Here is a 19,339-nt window from a genome sequence, read left to right as displayed (position 1 = left end):
TCTCCCCGCACCTCGGCTCCCGGTTGCGCCACCCCTGGCGCGAGGGCACGCGTCTCGGCTCCCGAACGCGTCGTCTCCCGCGTACCGCGGCTTCCGGGCACGTCGCCTCCTGCCGTCGGGACGGTCAGAACGACGGCCAGGTGTGGACGGGCTGGTTGGTATGCATGTGCTCGATGTAGCGCAGGGTCATCCGGCGCAACGCCTCGTGCCTGTCGAGGCCGTTCATCGCGTTCACGGCGTCGGTCTGCCAGCTCGCCCCGGTCGTGCCCGTCACGCACCGCCGCTCGATGATTCCCAGCAGCCGGTCCCTCACCCCGGGGTCCGTCCCCCACAGGTCGAGCCCCTCATGGGCGAGCGGCAGCAGGCGGCGCAGGATCAGCTCGGAGGCGGGCACCACGCCGAGCCCCGGCCAGTAGAGCCGGGCGTCCAGCCCGTGCCGGGCGGCCGAGTGCAGGTTCTCCTCGGCCGCGACGAACGACATGCGCGTCCACACCGGGCGTTCGGCATGGGGAAGCACGCGCATGAGGCCGTAGTAGAACGCGACGTTGGCGACGACGTCCACCACCGAGGGTCCGGCGGGCAGCACCCGATTCTCCACCCTCAGGTGCGGGATCCCGTCCACCACCGCGTAGACCGGCCTGTTCCACCGGTAGACGGTGCCGTTGTGCAGGGTCAGTTCGCCGAGCTCGGGGGTCACGCCGCGAGCCAGCTGCTCCTGGGGGTCGACGTCGTCGCACAGGGGCAGCAGCGCGGGAAAGTACCGGGAGTTCTCCTCGAACAGGTCGAAGACCGAGGTGATCCACCGCTCACCGAACCACACCCTGGGCCGTACGCCCTGGGTCTTCAGCTCCACGGGCCGGGTGTCCGTGGCCTGCTCGAACAGCGGGATCCTGGTCTCCTGCCAGAGTCTCCTGCCGAACAGGAACGGCGAGTTGGCCGCCACCGCCACCTGGGGTCCCGCGAGGACCTGGGCCGCGTTCCAGTGGGCGGAGAACGCCTCCGGGCTGACCTGGAGGTGGAGCTGAAGGCTCGTGCAGGCCGCCTCGGGGGTGATGCTGTCGGCGAAGGTCTCAAGGCCCTCGTCGCCCTCGATCGACAGATGCAGGTCCTCGCCCCTCGCCGCGAAGATCTGCTCGTTGAGCAGCTTGTAGCGGGAGTTGGCGGACAGCGTGCCCTCGTGCACGTCGCTCTCCCGCAGCGTGGGCAGGATGCCGATCATCAGCATGTGCCCGCCGACCGTGTGGGCTCGCTCCTCCGCGTGGTTGAGCCGGTCCCGGACCAGCTTCTCCAGCCGCGTCGCGCCGTCCCCCTCCAGGGACTCCGGCGCGACGTTGATCTCCACGTTGAACTGGCCGAGCTCGGTCGCCCAGTCGGGCTCCGCGATCGCCGCCAGCACCTCGGTGTTCTTCATCGCGGGCTCGCCCCGCTCGTCCACCAGGTTGAGCTCGATCTCCAGCCCGGCCTTCGGCTGGTCGTCCTCGAACCTGGACTCACGCAACATCTGCGCCAGGACGTCAAGAGACCGGCGAAGCTTGTCCCGGTGGCGTCTCCGGTCCTCGCGGCTGAAAACCATGGCTGGCACGTCGCGACCCATACTTCGCAGAGTCGCACACAAGTCACAGATAGTACAGATCAGATCAGGCAGATCAGACCAGACAGATAGGGGATCAGACCAGACGCCGCGCCGTGGCCCAGCGGGAGAGCTCGTGGCGGTTGGAGAGCTGGAGCTTGCGCAGGACGGACGAGACGTGGGTCTCCACGGTCTTCACCGAGATGAACAGCTCCTTGGCGATCTCCTTGTAGGCATAGCCGCGGGCGATCAGTCGCAGGACCTCGCGTTCGCGCTGGGTCAGCGAGTCGAGCTCGGGGTCGATCGGCGGGGCCTCGCTGGAGGCGAAGGCGTCCAGCACAAAACCGGCGAGCCTCGGGGAGAAGACCGCGTCCCCGTCGGCCACCCGGCGGATCGCGTCGGTGAGCTCCCTGCCGCTGATGGTCTTGGTGACATAGCCCCGGGCGCCGCCGCGGATCACCCCGATGACGTCCTCGGCCGCGTCGGAGACCGACAGGGCGAGGAACCGGACCGTGGAACCCGAGCCGAGGACCCGGCGGAGCACCTCCTGGCCGCCGCCACCGGGCATGTGCACGTCGAGCAGGACCACGTCGGGCTGGAGCTCGGCGATCGCCTTGACCGCGGAGTCGACGTCCTCCGCCTCCCCGAGCACCTCGATGGACTCGCCCAGTTCGGCCCGTACGCCGGAACGGAACAGCCGGTGATCGTCGACGATCAGGACCTTGACGGTGCTCATGAGTCATCCTTCGCCGGTCGCGAATCGCCGTGCCGGCCGGCTCTCGGGTGACCCGCCGACCGATCGCCTCCTGGCCGTTCTTCCGCCGGATGTCCTCCCGCGGGCCGTTCTCTGACTGGCTGCTTCCTGGCTCGCTCGCTCACGCCTTCTCCAGCTTCATGGTCAACATCACTTCCGTGCCCTCGCCCGGCGCGGTCCGCACACGGGCGCTGCCGCCGTGTCGTTCCATCCTGCCGATGATCGACTGGCGGATGCCCATTCGATCATCGGCCACCTCTCCCATGTCGAACCCGACGCCTCGGTCCCGGACGAAGATGGTGACCTCATCCGGTTCGGCCTCGGCATAGACGGAGATGACCTCCGACCCAGAGTATTTCGCGGCGTTGACCATAGCTTGCCTTGCGGCTTGCATCATTGCGGACAATTCCGGCGTCAGCGGCCCGTCGCCCACGCAGACGACCTCGATCGGCACCCCGTGCGTGTCCTCCTCCTCGGCGGCCACCCGGCGTACGGCCGCCGCCACCGACGCGTCCGCGTCCTGCTGGGGCTGGTAGAGCCAGTTCCGGAGCTCACGCTCCTGGGAGCGGGCGAGCCGCATCACCTCGCGCGAGTCCTGGGCGTTGCGCTGGATGAGCGTCAGGGTGTGCAGCACGGAATCATGCACGTGCGCGGCCACCTCGGCACGCTCCTCCTGCCGGATGCGCTCGCGGCGCTCCCGCTGCAGCTCCTTCCACAGGCCGGCCAGCCAGGGGGCAGCGATCAGCCCGACGCCGCCCACGACCACCAGGGTGAACACGATGCCGGAACTGGCCTGACTCAGATCGGCGTTGGCCGCCAGGAAGCCGATCGCGCCGACCACGACGAGCACCAGCCCCGCGAAGGTGCGGACCCGGTTCTGGCGCACCTGCCCGACCGTCGTGTCCATCCAGCGCCGGCGCCGGTCGGGGTCGGCCTGCTGCCACAGGATCAGAGAGCCGATCCCGCCGACGGCGATCGGCCACGCGCCGATCCCGCCCGACGAGGCACCGGTGAGCCAGCCCAGGGACATCAGGGCCAGTCCGATCGCGACGTAGGCGGCGAACTGGCTCCAGTCCCTGGAAGGCTCCTTTCCCTCGTACGGTTCGCGCGGGGTGAACATCCACAGGGCCGCGTAAGCCACGGCCCCGATCCCGTCCAGGACGGTGAGCAGCACGAATGCCAGCCGCAGCACGACCGGATCGAGCCGCAGCTGGGCGGCGGCACCCTGTGCCACCCCGGCGACCAGCCTGCCCTGCACCAGCCTCATCAGGCGGGGGAAGGCGGCGGGGTTCTCGGGAGTCACGGGAGCCGCGTCGCGAATTGTCTGTCGGTCAGCCATATCGTCAGCATCGTCACACGTAATGGCCTCTCAGTGCATCAGGCGTTCCCCTGAAACGACCCTGAGAGAGGTCTGCCCTCTCCGGGACGACTCAGGGGTGTCCCGGATGCGATCGGCACCCGGGAAGGCCACGATAAGGACATGACCGACACCGGGAGCACACAGGACCCGGCGAGCACCTTGTCCGACTCGCCGTCCACCTCCGCCGTCAGCGACGTTCGTGATCTTCGGCGCAGCGACGAGGGACGCATGCTCACCGGCGTCTGCGCCGGACTCGGGCGCTACGCCGGGATCGACCCCGTACTGTTCCGTGTCGGTTTCGCGGTGCTGGTCCTCGGCTCCGGGATCGGCATCATGCTCTACATCGCGGCGTTCCTGCTGATGCGCGAGACCAGCGGCGCCCCCGGCTACATCGAGCAGTGGACCCGGCGCGACTTCGACAGCGAGACCGTGCTCGCCCTGCTGACCGCCGTGTTCGCCCTCGGCCTGATCATCAACGTGTCCTCGGGCGGCATCGGCACCGGCACGGTCGTGGTCGGCACGACCTTCGCCATCGCCCTGCTCACCGCCCACGCGCGCGGCGTCGATCTGCTGGCGGTGGCCCGGTCCATGCCCGAGCGGCTACGCAACCGTCGTGCCTCCCACCCGCCCGCGATGCCGTACGCCGCCTTCGTATCCGGGCCCGGTCAGGATCTTCATGCCGATCCCGGCGGCTCGCCCGTCGCGGAGCCGTACCCGGCCGCCCACACCGGCCCACGCGCGTCCGCTCACACGGATGCCCGGACGTCCACGCACGCGACCGCTCGCGCCGACGCCCCGATGACGGCGGAGACGAGCGCGGCCCCCGCTCACGCCGACGCGACCGAGGAGACGGACTCCGCTCCCGCTCAGCACCGGGACGAGCCGGGGCTCAGCGCATCCGCCCCATCGCCCGGGCCCGCGGGATCGTACGGAGACGTGCCGTCGAGCCCGTATCGTCCCAGGCCGTCGTTCGACTCCTCGGGCGAGCCGTTCTCGCCCTACGGCCCTTACCAGCCTCTGGATCCCCGCAGGCGGCATCAGCAGTACTCCCCCTACGACCTGTCCGGGCACGGCGCGCCGGTGCGGACGGCGCCCCAGCCGAGACGGCCCAGGTCGTTCATCGGGAGTCTCACCCTATTTCTGGCCATGATCGTTGGAGGGATCATCGTGGCGATCCAGTCCGCCTCAGGATCGATCAACATGACGGTCGCCGGTGGCGCGATGCTCGTCGTCGTCGGTGGCGGCCTTCTGGTCGCCGCCTGGTTCGGCCGGGGTGCCGGCCTGGTCGCCCTCGGCGCCATCATCTCGATCGCCCTGGTCGCGGGATCCACGTTGACCGAGATGCCGAAGAAGTTCGGCAGCTACAACTGGGAACCGGCCACGCTCTCCGAGGTCGTCAGAAACTACTCGGTGGGCGTCGGCGACGGCACCCTGGATCTGAGCGAACTGGTCCTCCCGCCGGGTTCGCGGACCGTCTTCGACGCCTCGGTGTCGGTCGGCGAGATCAGTGTGATCGTTCCGCCGACGGCCAGGGTCGAGGTCAACGGATACACCAAACTGGGCGATGTCAAAATCGACCATGCGGTGGAGGGAGGGGCCGACATCCAGCACAACAAGATCCTCGAACCCGAGGTGACCCCGAAGGGCGACGTGGCGACCATCGTTCTGAACGTCAAGGCGGGCATCGGAGACGTGGAGGTGCGCCGTGCGGCCTGACCTCGACCGGCCCGGCCGTGGCCGCCGGCACCGCACGGACTGGATGGCCCTGCTCAGCGGCATGCTGTTCATCGCGGTCGGGATCATCTTCATCAACCAGCCGACCGTCGACTCGCTGATCATGCTTCCGATCGTCCTGTGCGGTCTGGGCTTCGCCGGCCTGGTCGCCATCCTCGCCCGCGTGATCCGGCGCTAGGCGGGACGCCTTTCGAGCCTCGGCCGGGCCGGTTGGGGGGACGGGTACCGCTCGGCGTCGTGTGCGGGACCGCCGGGCGAGGGCGCCGACCTCGAACCGGGGTCGGCGCGGCTCAGTGATCGGCGATCCAGGAGCCGTGGAAGCCCTCCGGGACGCGGCGCGGGAGCCGTACCGACGCGACGTGGTCCAGGTCGGCGGCGCCCAGCACGAGCAGTTCCGAACCCTCTCCCGCGTGATCGGTGACGATCGACAACAGCCAGCCGTCATCCTCGGACCGGGCGCCGGAGGCGGGCACGAAGACCGCCTCACTCGGCCGTGCGCCGAGATCCCTGGCACGGCCGACGCCGGTCACGGTGTCGTACTTCACCACCGCGTCCCGCGACACCGTGTAGAGGAACCGGCTGGTCCGGCCGAGCCGGTCCTCGTTGAAGGTGGGGAACTCGACGACGCGGTCGTCGAGCTGTTCCTCCCCGACCGCGCCGCTCGCCGGGTCGAGCACCCACCGGTGCAACATCGCGCCGTCCGCGTCGGCGACGGGATTGGCGCTGCCTCCGATCCGGCTCCAGGTCTCCACGAAGGCGGCCGGGGAATAGCGGACCGCGTCGAGCACCACCCGCCCCGAGGCGTCCTCGCGGGCGTTTCCCACGTGGAACACGTAGCACGGGTCCACCTCGAACCAGGTCACCCGGCCGCCACGGTCCATCACGCCGAGCCGCGCGCCGTAGGAGTCGTCCCACCGGTACGGCATGCCGCGCCCGAGCAGGTCCATGTCGAAGACGACGGGCAGGTCCAGCCACACGACGTGATTCTCCGTGATCGCGAAGTCGTGGATCATCGTCGGCCCGGGAACGTCCACGACCCGGCTCTCCACCAGCTCGCCCGTGGCGGACAGCCGGTGGTAGGTCAGGTAGGGGGCGAAGAAGCCGTACCCGAAGAAGTGGAGCTCACCGGTGACCGGGTCCTGCTTCGGGTGCGCGGTCATCGCGGTGGTCAGCCGCCCGCCGAAGTCCCACGGCCCGACCGTGTCCAGTTCCGGCGTCATCTCGTACGGCAGGCCGCTCTCGACGAGCGCGAGGATCCTGCCCGCGTGCCGGACGACGCTGGTGTTGGCGGGGACGGCGGTCAGGTCGATGCCGTTCGGGCCGAGGAAGGGGGCGCCGTCGGTGAACTCGCGGGTGCGGACCCACCGGTTGCGGTACCACTCGGCGTGGCCGTCGCGGAGCCTCAGGCCGTGAATCATGCCGTGCCCGGTGAACCAGTGGCCCGGGTCCTGGCCGGGCAGCGGGTTGGGCCCGTTGCGGAAGTAGCGGCCGGTGAGTTCCTCGGGGAGGGCGCCGACGACCGGTAGGTCGGCGACGCCGATCTCGTCGGGGACGGGGGCGAGGTTGCCTGACAGATAGGAGGGCATGGTGAGCTCCAGGTAAGCCGGGGGAACGGGGAAAACGGTGTGCCGGGACCTTCGGAAAGACCGGCGAGACGGGGATCCGGGCGGGCGTCACGGGCCTTCGGGGAAGCCGGCGAGACGGAGACCCAGGCCACGTTCCGGGCCTTGGGGGAAGCCGGGGGCGGGGGTCAGGCCGCGTAGCGGGCCTCGACGATTTTCGGGTAGCGGGCGGTGAAGACGGCGGGCGCCACGAAGGTGACGATCTTGATCACGAGAACGGCGGCGGTCGCGTGCGGCGCGACGTGGAGCAGGGCGGCCAGTGAGACGGCGGCGACGATGAAGGAGACGCCCCACACCGAGGTGATGATCGCGTTGACGCGGTAGAACTGCGGCGTCCGCCACACCTCCGGCGGTGTCATGCTCCGGGCGATGCCCAGGGTGAACGGCTTGCGAATGGCCAGGGAGCCCCAGCTCGTGATGCCGAGCCAGACGTTGACCAGGGCCGGGCCGTACGGCATGAGGGGGGAATCCGGGGAGACGAAGGAGATCAGGGTGATCACGGTGAAGAACACCGCCGCGCTGGACTCGATCACCATCTGGTCCCAGTCCTTGCCCGCCCGGCGGTCGGCGACGATGACCGCGAGGGCGATCACAAGCCCGGCCACCGCGCCGTAGCGCCAGTTGTCGCTGGTGGCGATGACGGCGTAGACGATCCACGGGAGGAACCCGAGAAGGCTGCGAAGCATGGGAGGCTCTTTTCAACGTTCCTATTGTGACAGGTCGAATGTAGAATCTCCTAAAGTGACATGTCAACACAGGAAGGTAGGGTTACTCCCATGAGCCTTCGACACGCGCTGCTCGGTCTGCTCGCCAGGAATCCCGCCAGCGGCTACGACCTCCTCAAGATCTTCGAAATCTCCCTGGCCAACGTGTGGCCCGCCACGCAGAGCCAGCTCTACGCGGAGTTGGGCCGCCTCGCGGACGCGGAGCTGGTGACGGTCGCCGCGGAGGGACCGCGAGGCCGCAAGGAGTACGCCATCTCCGACGCGGGGCTCGCCGAGCTCCACCACTGGCTGACGGCGGTCGAGCCCCGCAAGATCGTGCGCAGCGACATGCTTCTGCGCGTCTTCTTCCTCGGCCAGGTCGACTCCGAGCAGGCACGTGCCTATCTGAGGCGACAGGCCGAGATCTCGGCGGAGGAGCATGAGAAATGGGAGGCGCTGACCGAATTCGTCGCCGAGGGCGAGGACGACCTGTCGGTCTTCGGTCTCCTCTCCCTGGAGTGGGGCCTGCGCTTCAGCGCCATGCAACGCGAATGGGCCGAATGGGCCGAAGGCGAGATCGAGCGAAGCTCCGGCACGGACGCACCACCGGCAGCGCGGTAAGGGGGAGAGGCGTTCTCACGGCTCAATGGCGCATCAGGCGTTAGACTGCGGGGATGTTGGCTCTGGAGTTCGTCAGTACGCTCCGTGCGACACGAGCGGGGTTGACGGACACGCTCTCGGATGTCGCGGGCATGACCGAGTGGGGTCGGGCACACGCCGCCGAGCTGGGGCTCGGCCAGTCGTTCGTCGCCTCGGAGAAGTTGCGGCGCGAGGTGGTCGAGCTGCGGCAGGCCGTACGGTCCCTGTTCGCCAGGGCCGTCGCGCCGGGCCCGGCGAGCAGCGCCGACGCCGACCGGCTGCCGGGCTTCGCCGAGTCGATCGCCCTGGTCAACGCCACGACGCTGGCCGTGCCGATGGCCCCGCGACTGGAATGGCCCGACGGGGAGGATCCGAAGGCGACGAACGTCCTGGCCGGTCGGGCGGAGGTTTCTCCACGCCTGCGCGCCGTCCTCGCGGCGTCGGCCGTCGAGCTGCTGGCCGGGGCGCACCGCGAGCACCTGCGCGCCTGTCCGGCTCCGCGCTGCGTGCTCTATTTCGTCAAGGAGCACGCCCGCCAGGAGTGGTGCTCGGTGGCCTGCGGCAACCGGGCCCGCGCCGCCCGTCACTATCGCCAGCACCGGGACGACTGACCTTCACGCCGGTCCTTCCCTGGGGTTTCCACCCCGCGGCACCGGGACGACGGCCCTTCCCCCGGCCGCTCCGCGACACCGGGGCGCGACCTTCGCACCGCCCCTTCCTCAGGGTTTTCCCCATCACGGCAGCGGGACGACCGACCTCCCCCAGGGCTCTCCACCACCCCGCCGACTTCCCGCTCCGTCCGCCGACGCCTGCCCCGAGGCCGGAGACCGTCCCGGCGGAACCATCGGGACACCGTGGCGAGAGTGACCTATCTCACATATTTGTAACGGCACAGTTTAGATTGTCCCGTTATATTTGCCTCATTCGTTCTAACGGAATATACCGTTAGAAGTCGCGATGAGAGGAAGACCGATGACCTTCCAGACAGGCCACGTCGGCCTCAACGTCTCCGACCTCGACGCGTCCAAGGACTTCTACCTGAAGGTCTTCGGCTTCGAGATCTTCGGCGAGTCCGGCGAGGCGGACCGGCGCTACGCCTTCCTCGGCCTCGACGGCAAGCTCCTGCTGACCCTCTGGCAGCAGAGCGAGGGCCGCTTCGCCACCGGAACCCCCGGACTTCATCACCTGTCCTTCCAGGTGGCGGACATCGAGGCGGTCCGCAGGGCGGAGACCGTGATCCGGGAGCTCGGAGCCACGCTTCACCACGACGGCGTGGCCGCGCACCGCGAGGGTGCCTCCTCGGGCGGCGTGTTCTTCGAGGACCCGGACGGGATCAGGCTGGAGATCTTCTCGCCGACCGGTGCGGACACCTCTCCCGCGCCGACCCCCGACGCCCCCACCTGCGGCTTCTTCTAAACGACCATGAAACACGTGGGAGAGCTGGCGGTACAGCGACGGGCGGGGGTCCGAGCCGGGGAGTGGGGCTCGGCCAGGACGCGGCCGGAGATCCCCCCGGCGGCGGCCGAGTTCATCGAGCGGCAGCGGATGCTCGTGATCGGGGCGTCGGGGCGGGACGAGCGGCTCTGGGCGACCGCGTTGACGGGGGCCGAGGGATTCACCAGGGCCGTGGACGAGCGGACGATCGTGATCGACGCGCTTCCGGGCGAGCATGATCCGCTGGCGGGGCTGGCCGAGGGGTCCGAGGCCGAGATCGGGATGATCGCGATCGAGCCGCGGACCAGGCGCAGGATGCGGGTCAACGGCCAGGTCGCGCGGAAGGGCGGGCTGCTGGTCGTCCATACGGAGCAGACGTATGCGAACTGCCCCAAATACATCCAGGCCCGGGACATCACCGAGGAGCCGGCGGGACCACCCGTCGCCGGAGGCTCCTCCTCGGCGAGGACGTTCACCGGCGAGCACCGGGCGTGGATCGAGAGCGCCGACACGTTTTTTGTCGCCACCCGGGCTCCCGGCCTCGGCACCGACCTGTCACATCGGGGCGGCAACCCTGGATTCGTCCGGGTCGTCGGCGAGCGCCGGCTGGTCTGGCCGGACTACGTGGGCAACTCGATGTACATGACGCTGGGGAATCTGGAGCTGGACGAGAGCTGCGGCCTGCTCTTCCTCGACTGGGACAGCGGCGACGCGCTGCACCTGACCGGGCGCGCACGCGTCGGCTGGGATCCGGGCGAGGTCCCCGGCGCGCAGCGGATGGTCGAGTTCGAGCTGGACCTGGCCGTCCACGTCCGGGGATCCAGCCCGCTCCGCTGGAGGTTCGGCGACTACTCCCGTTTCAACCCGCCCGCACCCAGCGGTGAAACAGATGGTGAAGGAGGGTAGAACGTAGGGGGTTGACCAGGAACTACAGGGGCGTAGGTTCACATTTGTCGGCTTTCACATCTCCATTTCTTCTGGGTGCACCTGGAGGATGTATGCCCCGAATCACCGTCACTGTCGACGGAATCACATACCAGGAGGACGTTGAGCCGCGTCTTCTCCTCGTTCACCTGTTGCGAGATCGGCTCGGTAAGACCGGCACACCCATCGGCTGCGACACCGGCAACTGCGGCGCCTGCACCGTGATGCTCGACGGCATGAGCGTGAAGAGCTGTTCCGTGCTCGCCGTACAGGCGGACGGGAACGACGTCGTCACGATCGAGGGTCTGGCGCACGGGAACGAATGGCATCCCATGCAGAAAGCCTTTCACGAGGAACACGCCCTGCAGTGCGGCTACTGCACCCCCGGCATGATCATGGCCGCGATCGACCTGCTCAGGGACGACCCCGACCCGTCGGAGGAGACCGTCCGCGAAGGGCTTGAGGGCAACCTGTGCCGCTGCACGGGCTACTGCAACATCGTCCGGGCGGTACGGCGCGGCGCCCGGGAGATGTCTCAGCGGAGCATGCCCGAGCAGGCTGAGCAGACCGAGCGGGAGGTGCGGACGCCATGAGCGAGCAACTCGACGCCGGTCTGATCGCCGAGCAGATCGCCGAGAGCGACCAGCTCAGCCGGCCCAGCGGCGCGCACGAGGTCGGCAAGGCCCGTAGGCGCAAGGAGGACGCCCGGCTGGTCACCGGCCGGACCACCTGGACCGACAACATCCAGCTCCCGGGCATGCTGTACGTGGCCTTCCTGCGCAGCCCGATGGCCCACGCCCGGATCACCCGGGTCGACACCTCCGCCGCGCGCACCCGGCCCGGCGTGGTCGCCGTCTACAGCGGACAGGACTTCGCCGACGAGCAGGGCAGCCTCCCCTGTGCCTGGCCGGTCACCGAGGACATCGTCATCCCGGACCACCCGCCCATGGCCGTCGAGGAGGTCCGCTACGTCGGCGAGGCGGTGGCCTGCGTGGTCGCCACCGACCGCTACAAGGCCGCCGACGCGCTGGAGGCGATCGAGGTCGACTACGAGCCGCTGGACGCGGTGATCGACATGACCGAGGCGCTCGCCGAGGGCAGCCCGAAGGTCCATGAGACCGGCAACAAGGCGTTCACCTGGAAGTTCGCCGGAGGCGACATCGACGCGGCGTTCCGCGACGCCCCCGTGGTGATCGACCGCACCTACGTCCAGCAACGGCTCATCCCGACCGCGATGGAGCCCCGCGCGGTCGTGGCCACCACCGACGGCGAGACCTTCACCCTCTACTCCTCGACCCAGATCCCCCACGTGCTGCGCGTCATGCTCGCGCTGACCACCGGCATCCCCGAGCACAAGCTGCGCGTGATCGCCCCCGACGTAGGCGGCGGTTTCGGCTCCAAACTCCAGGTCACCGCGGAGGAGGTGCTCGGCCTGCTCATCACCCGGAGGCTGGGCAAACCGGTCAAGTGGACCGAATCCCGGACCGAGGGCAACCTGACCGTGCACCACGGCCGCGACCAGCTCCAGCGGATCTCCATCGCGGCCGGGCGGGACGGGCTCATCAGGGGCGTCCGGGTGGACCTCCTCGCCGACATGGGCGCGTACCTGATGCTGGTCACGCCGGGCATCCCGATCCTCGGCGCGTTCATGTACAACGGCATCTACAAGATGGACGCCTACGACTTCACCTGCACCGGCGTCTTCACCACCAAGATGCCGACCGACGCCTACCGGGGCGCGGGGCGTCCCGAGGCCACGTTCGCGATCGAGCGGGCGATGGACGAGCTCGCGCACGAGCTGGGTCTCGACCCGATCGAGCTACGGCGCCGCAACTGGATCACCCACGAGGAGTTCCCGTACACCACGATCTGCGGGCTGACCTACGACTCCGGCAACTACGAGGCCGCCACGGACAGGGCACTGGCCCTGCTCGGCTACGACAAACTCCGTGCCGAGCAGGCCGACCGGCGTGACCGGCGCGATCCCGTGCAACTCGGCATCGGCGTCTCGACGTTCACCGAGATGTGCGGTCTGGCCCCTTCGCGCGTGCTCGGCAGCCTGAGCTACGGCGCGGGTGGCTGGGAGCACTCCTCGGTCCGGATGCTCCCCACGGGCAAGGTCGAGGTGGTCACCGGGACGAGCCCGCACGGTCAGGGACACGAGACGGCCTGGAGCCAGATCGTGGCCGACGCGCTGGGCGTGCCGTTCGACGACGTCTCCGTGCTGCACGGCGACACGTCCATCTCGCACAAGGGCATGGACACCTACGGATCCCGCTCGCTGGTCGTGGGCGGCATCGCCGTACTCCAGGCCTGCGAGAAGGTGAAGGACAAGGCCCGGGAGCTCGCCGCGCACATGCTTGAGGCCTCGGCCGACGACATCGAGTTCGCCGCCGGCACGTTCAAGGTCCGCGGCACCGACTCGGGCAAGACCATCCAGGAGCTCGCGCTGGCCACCTTCGCCGCGCACGACCTTCCCGACCGCTTCGAACCGGGCCTGGACGCCGACGCGACCTTCGACCCGGACAACTTCTCCTTCCCGCACGGCACCCACCTGTGCGCGATCGAGGTGGACACCGAGACGGGCGCGACGAAGATCCGCTCCTACGTGGCCGTGGACGACGTGGGTTCCGTGGTGAACCCGCTGATCGTCGAGGGCCAGGTGCACGGCGGCATCGCGCAGGGCATCGCCCAGGCGCTGTTCGAGGAGGCGGTCTACGACTCCGAGGGCAACATGCTCACCACGACGATGGCCGACTACCTGATCCCGTCGGCGTCCGACCTGCCCGACTTCACCACCGACCGGACCGAGACCCCGGCGACCAGCAACCCGCTGGGCGTCAAGGGCGTCGGCGAGGCGGGGACGATCGCCTCGACCCCGGCCATCGTCAACGCGATCGTCGACGCGCTGCGCCCGTACGGCGTGCACGACGTGCGAATGCCCTGCACGCCGGAGCGGGTCTGGCGAACCGTCATCGCGGCGGGCGAGACGGCCTGGGTGGGACCGGGACTGGCCGGCAACACCGGCGGCACCGCCGAGGGCAACACCGCCTGGGTGGGACCTGGACTGGCCGGAGACACCACCGATCGGGGAGAACCGGGAACAGCCGGAGATCGCACCGACTGGGTGGGGCCGACCGCGGCCGAGGGAACCGAAGCCGAGGGAGGAGACCGATGATTCCCGCACCGTTCGACTACGTCCGGCCCGCGTCCCTGGACGAGGCGTGCCAGGTGCTGGGTGAGGCCGCGTCCTCCGGCGACGACGTCAAGGTGCTGGCCGGTGGCCAGTCCCTGCTGCCGCTGCTCCGGCTACGGCTCGCCTATCCGTCCGCGCTGGTGGATCTCGGGCGGCTGCCCGAGCTGCGCGGGGTGGAGGATCGGGGCGACCACGTGTTCATCGGCGCGCTCACCACGCATGACGAGGTGCTGCGCTCCGGTGTGGTCAGGGAACGGATCCCGCTGGTCGCGCTGGCGACGGCCACGGTGGCCGATCCCGCCGTACGGCACCGCGGCACGTTCGGCGGGTCGATGGCCCACGCCGACCCCGCCGGGGACCTGCCCGCCGTCGCGCTGGCGCTGGACTGCGTGTTCGTCGTCCGGTCGGGCGAGGGCGAGCGGGAGATCCCGGCGGCCGAGTTCTTCGTCGACTATCTGGAGTCGGCGCTCGAACCCGGCGAGGTGCTGATCGGCGTCAAGGTGCCCGCTCTCGGTCCCGGATGGGGCTTCCATTACGAGAAGTTCCACAGGACCGCGCAGGCGTGGGCGATCGTCGGCGTGGCGGCCGCCGTACGGCGGAGCAACGGGACGATCGAGGAGGCCAGGATCGGGCTGACCAACATGGGCTCCACACCCGTGCGAGCACGGGCGGTGGAGGCCGCGATACGTGGTGTGAGCATCGCGGCGGCCGGTTCCAACGGCGCGCACGATCCGGTCAGGGACGCCTGCGCCGGGGCCGACGAGGGCACCTCTCCCCCGTCGGACCTGCACGCCCAGCCCGACTACCGACGCCATCTGGCCCGGGTGCTGACCCACAGGGCGATCGGAGTCGCGGGCCGCTGAGTCGCGTTGTCGCAGGCGGGGAGTCCGCTTCCCGCCTGCGATAGCGGCATACTGGTAGATGCGCTCCCGTACGTGGTCGGAATGTCGCGGGAGCGGCCGACCGACAAGGAGCGGATCGATGGCGATGCGGTTCGAGCACGAGTTCACGGTTCCGGTGCCGGTCGAGCAGGCGTGGTCGGTGCTGCTCGACGTCGAGCGGGTCGCGCCCTGCCTGCCCGGAGCGGCCCTTGACACGGTGGGCGACGACTCCTTCACCGGCCGGATGAAGGTGAAGGTCGGGCCGATCACGGTCATCTACCAGGGCGAGGCCACGTTCGAAGACGTGGACAAGGACGCCCACTCCCTGACCATCAAGGCCGCCGGCAAGGAGGCCAGGGGCTCGGGCACGGCCGGGGCCACGGTCATCGCGCGGCTGCACCCCGAGGGCACGGACACCCGGGTCACCGTCGACACCTCCTTCAACGTGACCGGCCGCCCGGCCCAGTTCGGCCGGGGGGTGATGGCCGAGATCGGCGGCAAGCTGATCGACAAGTTCGCGGCCAACCTGGCCGCGCTGCTGGGCACCGGCTCGGAGACCTCGGAGACGGAGCCGGAGGTCCCAGGCCAGGTCGGGACGGGTAAGGCCGGGGAGAGCCCGGAGAAGGGCCCCAGGATCATGGAAGGCCCGGAGGTCACGGAGAGCCTCGACGTCACCGAGAGCGAGATCCTCAAGAAGGAGGAGCCCGTCCGCCACCTCGCCGCGGTGCCCTCGTCCTACGGGTTCGTCACGACGGAGAGGGCCGTCTCCCGCGAGGCCCACCCGGCCGGCACCTCCCGCACCTCCCTCTCGCCGGACGAGGAGGCGCTCAACCTCCTGGAGGTCGCGGGTCTCCCCCTGCTCAAGCGCGTCGCCCCGGTGGTGGCCGCTCTGGCGGGTCTCGTCCTGATCGGCTGGCTGGTCCGCCGGACCCTGCGCCGCCGCTGACCCCGTCGGCCCGGCCTCCGCGACAGGTCTGGGCGACCCCGTCGGCCCGGCCCCCGCGACAGGGCCGGGCCGTCGCCGTCCGTCTCCCGTCGCGGAGATCCATCGGCGTCAACGTCCGTCGCGGAGATCCGCCGGCGTCAGCGAACGCACTGACCCGTTTTATTGATGCTCGGCGCGCATTCCATGGGAAGCCCGCGGCCGATCTCGGTCCAGCCCACCTTCACGAACGCGACCTCGTGGGTGACCGTCCCCAGTGGCAGGTCGGGCCGGTCGGCACCGGAGCCCTTGTCTCGGGGAACCGATCTCACCAGTACCTTCCGGATCGCCACCAGTGTTCCGGTGGCCCGATCGATCACGACACGGTCCTCCGCGTAGCCGGTCTGGAACGGTCGGGCCACTATCACCTCGTCCCCCTGGCTGAAGACCCGGGCACCGGGAAGGTCCGCGAGCATGAGGTAGAGAGCGGCACGCGTCGCGGGGGAGAGCGGCAGCGCCTCCGGGAGGCTCGTCCCCACCGACCAGAGCCACTCGTCCATGGACATGCCCGGGAGAGTTTTACCACGCTGCGGATCGTCCCGGTAGGTGGGCCAGGACTTCAGCAGTTCCGACTTGAGCGCGGCGGGATCGCCGGACAGCTTGATGTCCCCCGAAGGCCTCAGATCGAATCCGACCAGCCCTCGCCGGAGCAGCGGCGCCTTCTCCCGGCTGTATATCTCGTACTCCGTCTGGCCGGGCTTGAGGAAAAGTGTGCCGTTTACACATTTAATGGTTGATTCGCACAGCTTCGGCGAGCCCGCGCGCTTCCAGGCGGCCCGGTCGGCGGGAGTGACCGGTTGCACACCGAGGAGTCGTCGCTCTCTCAGCATCGTCACTGGGTGTCTGGACCGCCACAGGGTCTGGAGGACACGCTCGTTCACGGAGTAGCGCGAGCCTTGCACCTGTGTGGTGATCTCCATCGTCGCCCGCCACACGTCGCCGCTCCCGGGCTCCGAACGTCTGGCCATGTCGGCCGCCGCTTCCAGCGCCTGCCGGGGATCGGGCTCCAGCGTATGCCGGGGATCGGGCACGGAGGACACGACGGGTGCCCCGAGGCGTGGCACGACCACGGCCGGCACGATGACCGCGACCGTAGCCGCCGCCACCGCGGCGGCCGTCCAGCCGAACCGCCACCTGGAGCGCCCGTCGTTCAGCACCCTGGCCCTGGCCTCGGCCATCCTCCCGGGATCGGAGGGCGGGACGTCCGGCATCACGTCGTCGATGAGCTTGAACTCGTTCATCAGACCTCCACTCCCAGCGACTTGTGCAGCTTGGTCCTGGCCCGGCTGAGCCGGGAGGCCACGGTGCCGTTGGCGACCCCGAGCGCCTCGGCGACCTCGTCATAGGTCAGCCCGCCGTACGCGATGAGCAGCACCACGTCCCGCTCCCCCTTCGACAGCCCCGCCAGCGCCCCCGAGAGCCGGCCGACCGTCACCCCTGCCGTGACTCTGTCGGCGACCCGCTGGTCATGACCGTCGTCGTCCGGCGGCGGACCGGTCCTGGCCAAGGCGCGGTAGCGGCGCAGCTCGGCCCGGCGGTGGCGGCCGATCAGGTTGGTGGCGATGCCGTACAGCCAGGGCCGGATCGCGCCCCGCGCGAGGTCGAAGCGTCCGCGCTGGCGGAACGCGATCAGGAAGGTCTCGGATGCGAGATCCTCGGCGACGTCGAGGTCGAGCCGCCGCCCGATGTAGCGGCGAATCTCCTCGTAGTGCGCGTCGAAGACGGTGCCGAACCGCTCGGGATCGACGACCGAGACGGTGCCGGGAGTAACGATCTGCAAGGGTCTCCCTTGCCGGAAGGACAGGACACCCCTTATTGCCCGGCGGACACCCCACCCTTCCCTGTTTTTCAGCCATGAAGCCACTGTCGATCAGCAGCACCCAGCCGTGCCGAACCCGCGATCGGACAGGACCACCCATGATCCAGACTGTGGGTGCCATGCCAGACTTCAAGGTTGTCGATTTATTGTCGATTTGACTGTAGATTTAGATTGTGGATTTGAGAGAGCTTAGAACGATCATCGGCCGGTTGCGCGTAGAAGGCGGCGACGTTGCCGATATCGAGGCGAAGACCGCCGCTGACGGCTTTCCAAAAACCGTCATTTCGACCCTTTCCGCCTTCGCGAATACTCCAGGAGGCGGCCTGCTGATCTTTGGGGTCGATGAGCGCAGCGGCTTCACCGCCACTGGCGTCTATGACGTTGCTCTCTGCAAGAGCGCTCTCGCCACTGTGGCACGCCAGAATCTGATACCTCCCATCACCTTCGAGGTTCAGGACTTCGAGTTCGAAGGTGCCCGCGTAGTCGTCGCTCAGGTCCACGAGATCCCCAGCTCGGCTAAACCCTGCCGCGTTCGAAGTACAGGAAAAGCGTACCTACGCGCGTATGACGGTGACTATGAACTCTCGCAGATCGAGGAACAAGCGTTTCTTGCCTCCAGAGATACTCCTCGATTCGATCAGGCGACCATCTCCGGGGCAACTCGCGATGACCTCGATCCAGAGTTGCTGATTTCCTACATCGTCAGCTCCCGAGCCGGCTCGACCAGCCTCGCCCGGCTCAGCGACGATGACATTCTGTTCCGTACTGGCGTCACTGCCGGCCCGGACCGAACACCTACAGTTGCCGGTCTGCTCGCTCTCGGCGTTTATCCCCAGCAGTTCATGCCCAACGCGATCATTCAAGCCAGCGTCACAACGGGAAAGGCCGGTACCGCAGGCATCCGCGCTCTCGACGTTCAACGTTTCGACGGGCCCATCCCCTTGATGCTGGAACAAGCTCTCAACTGGGTCCAGCGAAACAGTCAGACCCGCATCCGCCAGTCGGCTCAAGGACACACGCACGATGAGCGGGAATATCCCCCCGAGGCGGTACGAGAGTTGCTCTCCAACGCCCTCGTACACCGCGATCTGGGACCCTATGCGCTCACTCAGGCCATCACCTTGCGACTCGAACCCGGCCAACTGATCTTGACCAATCCCGGCGGCCTATGGGGGGTGACGGTCGACAATCTCGGGCGGACGGGAGTGACCTCGTCTCGCAACGCCTGGCTCCTACGAATCTGCCAGAACGTCCGTTTCGGACCCGAACGAAGAGTCGTGGAAGCACTCGCCTCCGGGATTCCCACGATCCTCACCAGCCTACAAGCCGCTCAGATGCCTCCACCTCATTTCCATGATCAAGCGATCCGGTTCACGGCCCGACTCGTCAATTCCGCCCTACCGGAAAAGAAAGGGAAATCTAAAAAATCAAGATCCGTCAATGCGGCCCTATTGATGGAAGCTCTCGAAAGAAAGGCTGCCACCATGAACCAGTTGATGGCAGAGACCGGGCTCAGCGAACGCCAGATCCAATACGCGCTTAAGCCTCTGCGCGCCGACGGCCTGGTGCGGGTACATGGAGGCCGCGGAAGCCACACCGTGTACCGACTGGCTGGATCAGACGACGAAACCTGATACTGGCTGAGACCCACATCTCCGTCGTACCACCTGGTCAATGGCAAGCATGGGACCGGAAGACGAGACGACGAAGCGAGAATCAT

General features: G+C 68.6%; 18 protein-coding genes. 11 read left to right on the top strand and 7 right to left on the bottom strand.

Annotation, left to right across the window (positions count from 1 at the left end; genetic code table 11):
• Positions 1 to 124: 124 nt before the first annotated feature.
• From CHC08_RS22720 to CHC08_RS22710, 3 genes are all read right to left on the bottom strand, one after another.
• The gene (locus tag CHC08_RS22720) at positions 125 to 1,573 is read right to left on the bottom strand and encodes a glutamate-cysteine ligase family protein (protein WP_245878482.1); all 1,449 of its coding nucleotides are present in this window, start codon (positions 1,571 to 1,573) and stop codon (positions 125 to 127) included.
• Positions 1,574 to 1,667: 94 nt separating this feature from the next.
• Positions 1,668 to 2,306: a response regulator gene (locus tag CHC08_RS22715; protein WP_089209363.1), complete on the bottom strand. Its 639-nt coding sequence runs from the start codon at positions 2,304 to 2,306 to the stop codon at positions 1,668 to 1,670.
• A gap of 139 nt (positions 2,307 to 2,445) precedes the next feature.
• A complete protein-coding gene (locus CHC08_RS22710) occupies positions 2,446 to 3,663 on the bottom strand; it encodes an ATP-binding protein (RefSeq protein ID WP_089209362.1) in 1,218 nt (405 codons plus the stop codon).
• Between the two features lie 141 nt (positions 3,664 to 3,804).
• Here CHC08_RS22710 and CHC08_RS22705 point away from each other — a divergent pair, with 141 nt between their 5' ends.
• Together CHC08_RS22705 and CHC08_RS22700 are read left to right on the top strand one after the other, a co-directional pair.
• Positions 3,805 to 5,400 (top strand): PspC domain-containing protein, encoded by a 1,596-nt coding sequence (locus tag CHC08_RS22705; RefSeq protein ID WP_089209361.1) that lies wholly within the window; start codon positions 3,805 to 3,807, stop codon positions 5,398 to 5,400.
• Positions 5,390 to 5,596 (top strand): hypothetical protein, encoded by a 207-nt coding sequence (locus CHC08_RS22700; protein WP_089209360.1) that lies wholly within the window; start codon positions 5,390 to 5,392, stop codon positions 5,594 to 5,596. The genes CHC08_RS22705 and CHC08_RS22700 overlap by 11 nt, the downstream gene beginning before the upstream one ends.
• A gap of 112 nt (positions 5,597 to 5,708) precedes the next feature.
• Here CHC08_RS22700 and CHC08_RS22695 read toward each other — a convergent pair whose 3' ends face one another.
• Positions 5,709 to 7,004 (bottom strand): carotenoid oxygenase family protein, encoded by a 1,296-nt coding sequence (locus tag CHC08_RS22695; RefSeq protein WP_089209359.1) that lies wholly within the window; start codon positions 7,002 to 7,004, stop codon positions 5,709 to 5,711.
• 164 nt (positions 7,005 to 7,168) lie between these two features.
• On the bottom strand, positions 7,169 to 7,726 hold the full coding sequence (locus tag CHC08_RS22690; RefSeq protein WP_089209358.1) for a DUF3159 domain-containing protein: 558 nt from the start codon (positions 7,724 to 7,726) through the stop codon (positions 7,169 to 7,171).
• A 90-nt stretch (positions 7,727 to 7,816) separates the two neighbouring features.
• Between CHC08_RS22690 and CHC08_RS22685 the strand changes: the two genes are divergently transcribed.
• From CHC08_RS22685 to CHC08_RS22650, 8 genes are all read left to right on the top strand, one after another.
• Positions 7,817 to 8,365 (top strand): PadR family transcriptional regulator, encoded by a 549-nt coding sequence (locus CHC08_RS22685; protein WP_089209357.1) that lies wholly within the window; start codon positions 7,817 to 7,819, stop codon positions 8,363 to 8,365.
• 53 nt (positions 8,366 to 8,418) lie between these two features.
• Positions 8,419 to 8,994, top strand: coding sequence for a CGNR zinc finger domain-containing protein (locus CHC08_RS22680; RefSeq protein ID WP_089209356.1), 576 nt, complete (start codon positions 8,419 to 8,421; stop codon positions 8,992 to 8,994).
• A 361-nt stretch (positions 8,995 to 9,355) separates the two neighbouring features.
• Positions 9,356 to 9,799 carry a VOC family protein gene (locus tag CHC08_RS22675; RefSeq protein ID WP_089209355.1) on the top strand — a complete coding sequence of 148 codons (444 nt, stop codon included), beginning with the start codon at positions 9,356 to 9,358 and terminating at the stop codon, positions 9,797 to 9,799.
• A gap of 6 nt (positions 9,800 to 9,805) precedes the next feature.
• Positions 9,806 to 10,723, top strand: a complete 918-nt coding sequence (locus tag CHC08_RS22670; RefSeq protein WP_089209354.1) for a pyridoxamine 5'-phosphate oxidase family protein — start codon at positions 9,806 to 9,808, stop codon at positions 10,721 to 10,723.
• Positions 10,724 to 10,815: 92 nt separating this feature from the next.
• Complete coding sequence (locus CHC08_RS22665; RefSeq protein WP_089209353.1) at positions 10,816 to 11,334, top strand: (2Fe-2S)-binding protein; 519 nt, start codon at positions 10,816 to 10,818, stop codon at positions 11,332 to 11,334.
• Positions 11,331 to 13,919, top strand: coding sequence for a xanthine dehydrogenase family protein molybdopterin-binding subunit (locus CHC08_RS22660; RefSeq protein WP_245878478.1), 2,589 nt, complete (start codon positions 11,331 to 11,333; stop codon positions 13,917 to 13,919). The genes CHC08_RS22665 and CHC08_RS22660 overlap by 4 nt, the downstream gene beginning before the upstream one ends.
• Positions 13,916 to 14,800 carry an FAD binding domain-containing protein gene (locus tag CHC08_RS22655; protein WP_089209352.1) on the top strand — a complete coding sequence of 295 codons (885 nt, stop codon included), beginning with the start codon at positions 13,916 to 13,918 and terminating at the stop codon, positions 14,798 to 14,800. The genes CHC08_RS22660 and CHC08_RS22655 overlap by 4 nt, the downstream gene beginning before the upstream one ends.
• Before the next feature lie 118 nt (positions 14,801 to 14,918).
• Positions 14,919 to 15,764, top strand: a complete 846-nt coding sequence (locus CHC08_RS22650; RefSeq protein WP_089209351.1) for an SRPBCC family protein — start codon at positions 14,919 to 14,921, stop codon at positions 15,762 to 15,764.
• A gap of 137 nt (positions 15,765 to 15,901) precedes the next feature.
• Here the strand turns inward: CHC08_RS22650 and CHC08_RS22645 are convergent, their stop codons facing one another.
• Entirely contained in the window at positions 15,902 to 17,041 is a 1,140-nt protein-coding gene (locus CHC08_RS22645) for a hypothetical protein (RefSeq protein ID WP_089209350.1), read from the bottom strand.
• Entirely contained in the window at positions 17,041 to 17,580 is a 540-nt protein-coding gene (locus CHC08_RS22640; protein WP_245878477.1) for an RNA polymerase sigma factor, read from the bottom strand. Before CHC08_RS22640 ends, CHC08_RS22645 begins: the two co-directional genes overlap by 1 nt.
• Before the next feature lie 212 nt (positions 17,581 to 17,792).
• Here CHC08_RS22640 and CHC08_RS22635 point away from each other — a divergent pair, with 212 nt between their 5' ends.
• Complete coding sequence (locus CHC08_RS22635) at positions 17,793 to 19,253, top strand: ATP-binding protein (protein ID WP_089209349.1); 1,461 nt, start codon at positions 17,793 to 17,795, stop codon at positions 19,251 to 19,253.
• Positions 19,254 to 19,339 lie beyond the last annotated feature (86 nt).

Source organism: Streptosporangium subroseum, from assembly GCF_900188345.1.
GTDB classification, from domain to species: domain Bacteria; phylum Actinomycetota; class Actinomycetes; order Streptosporangiales; family Streptosporangiaceae; genus Streptosporangium; species Streptosporangium subroseum.
Note: the sequence above shows the minus strand (reverse complement) of the source record. Positions and strands in the feature narration are given on the sequence as shown.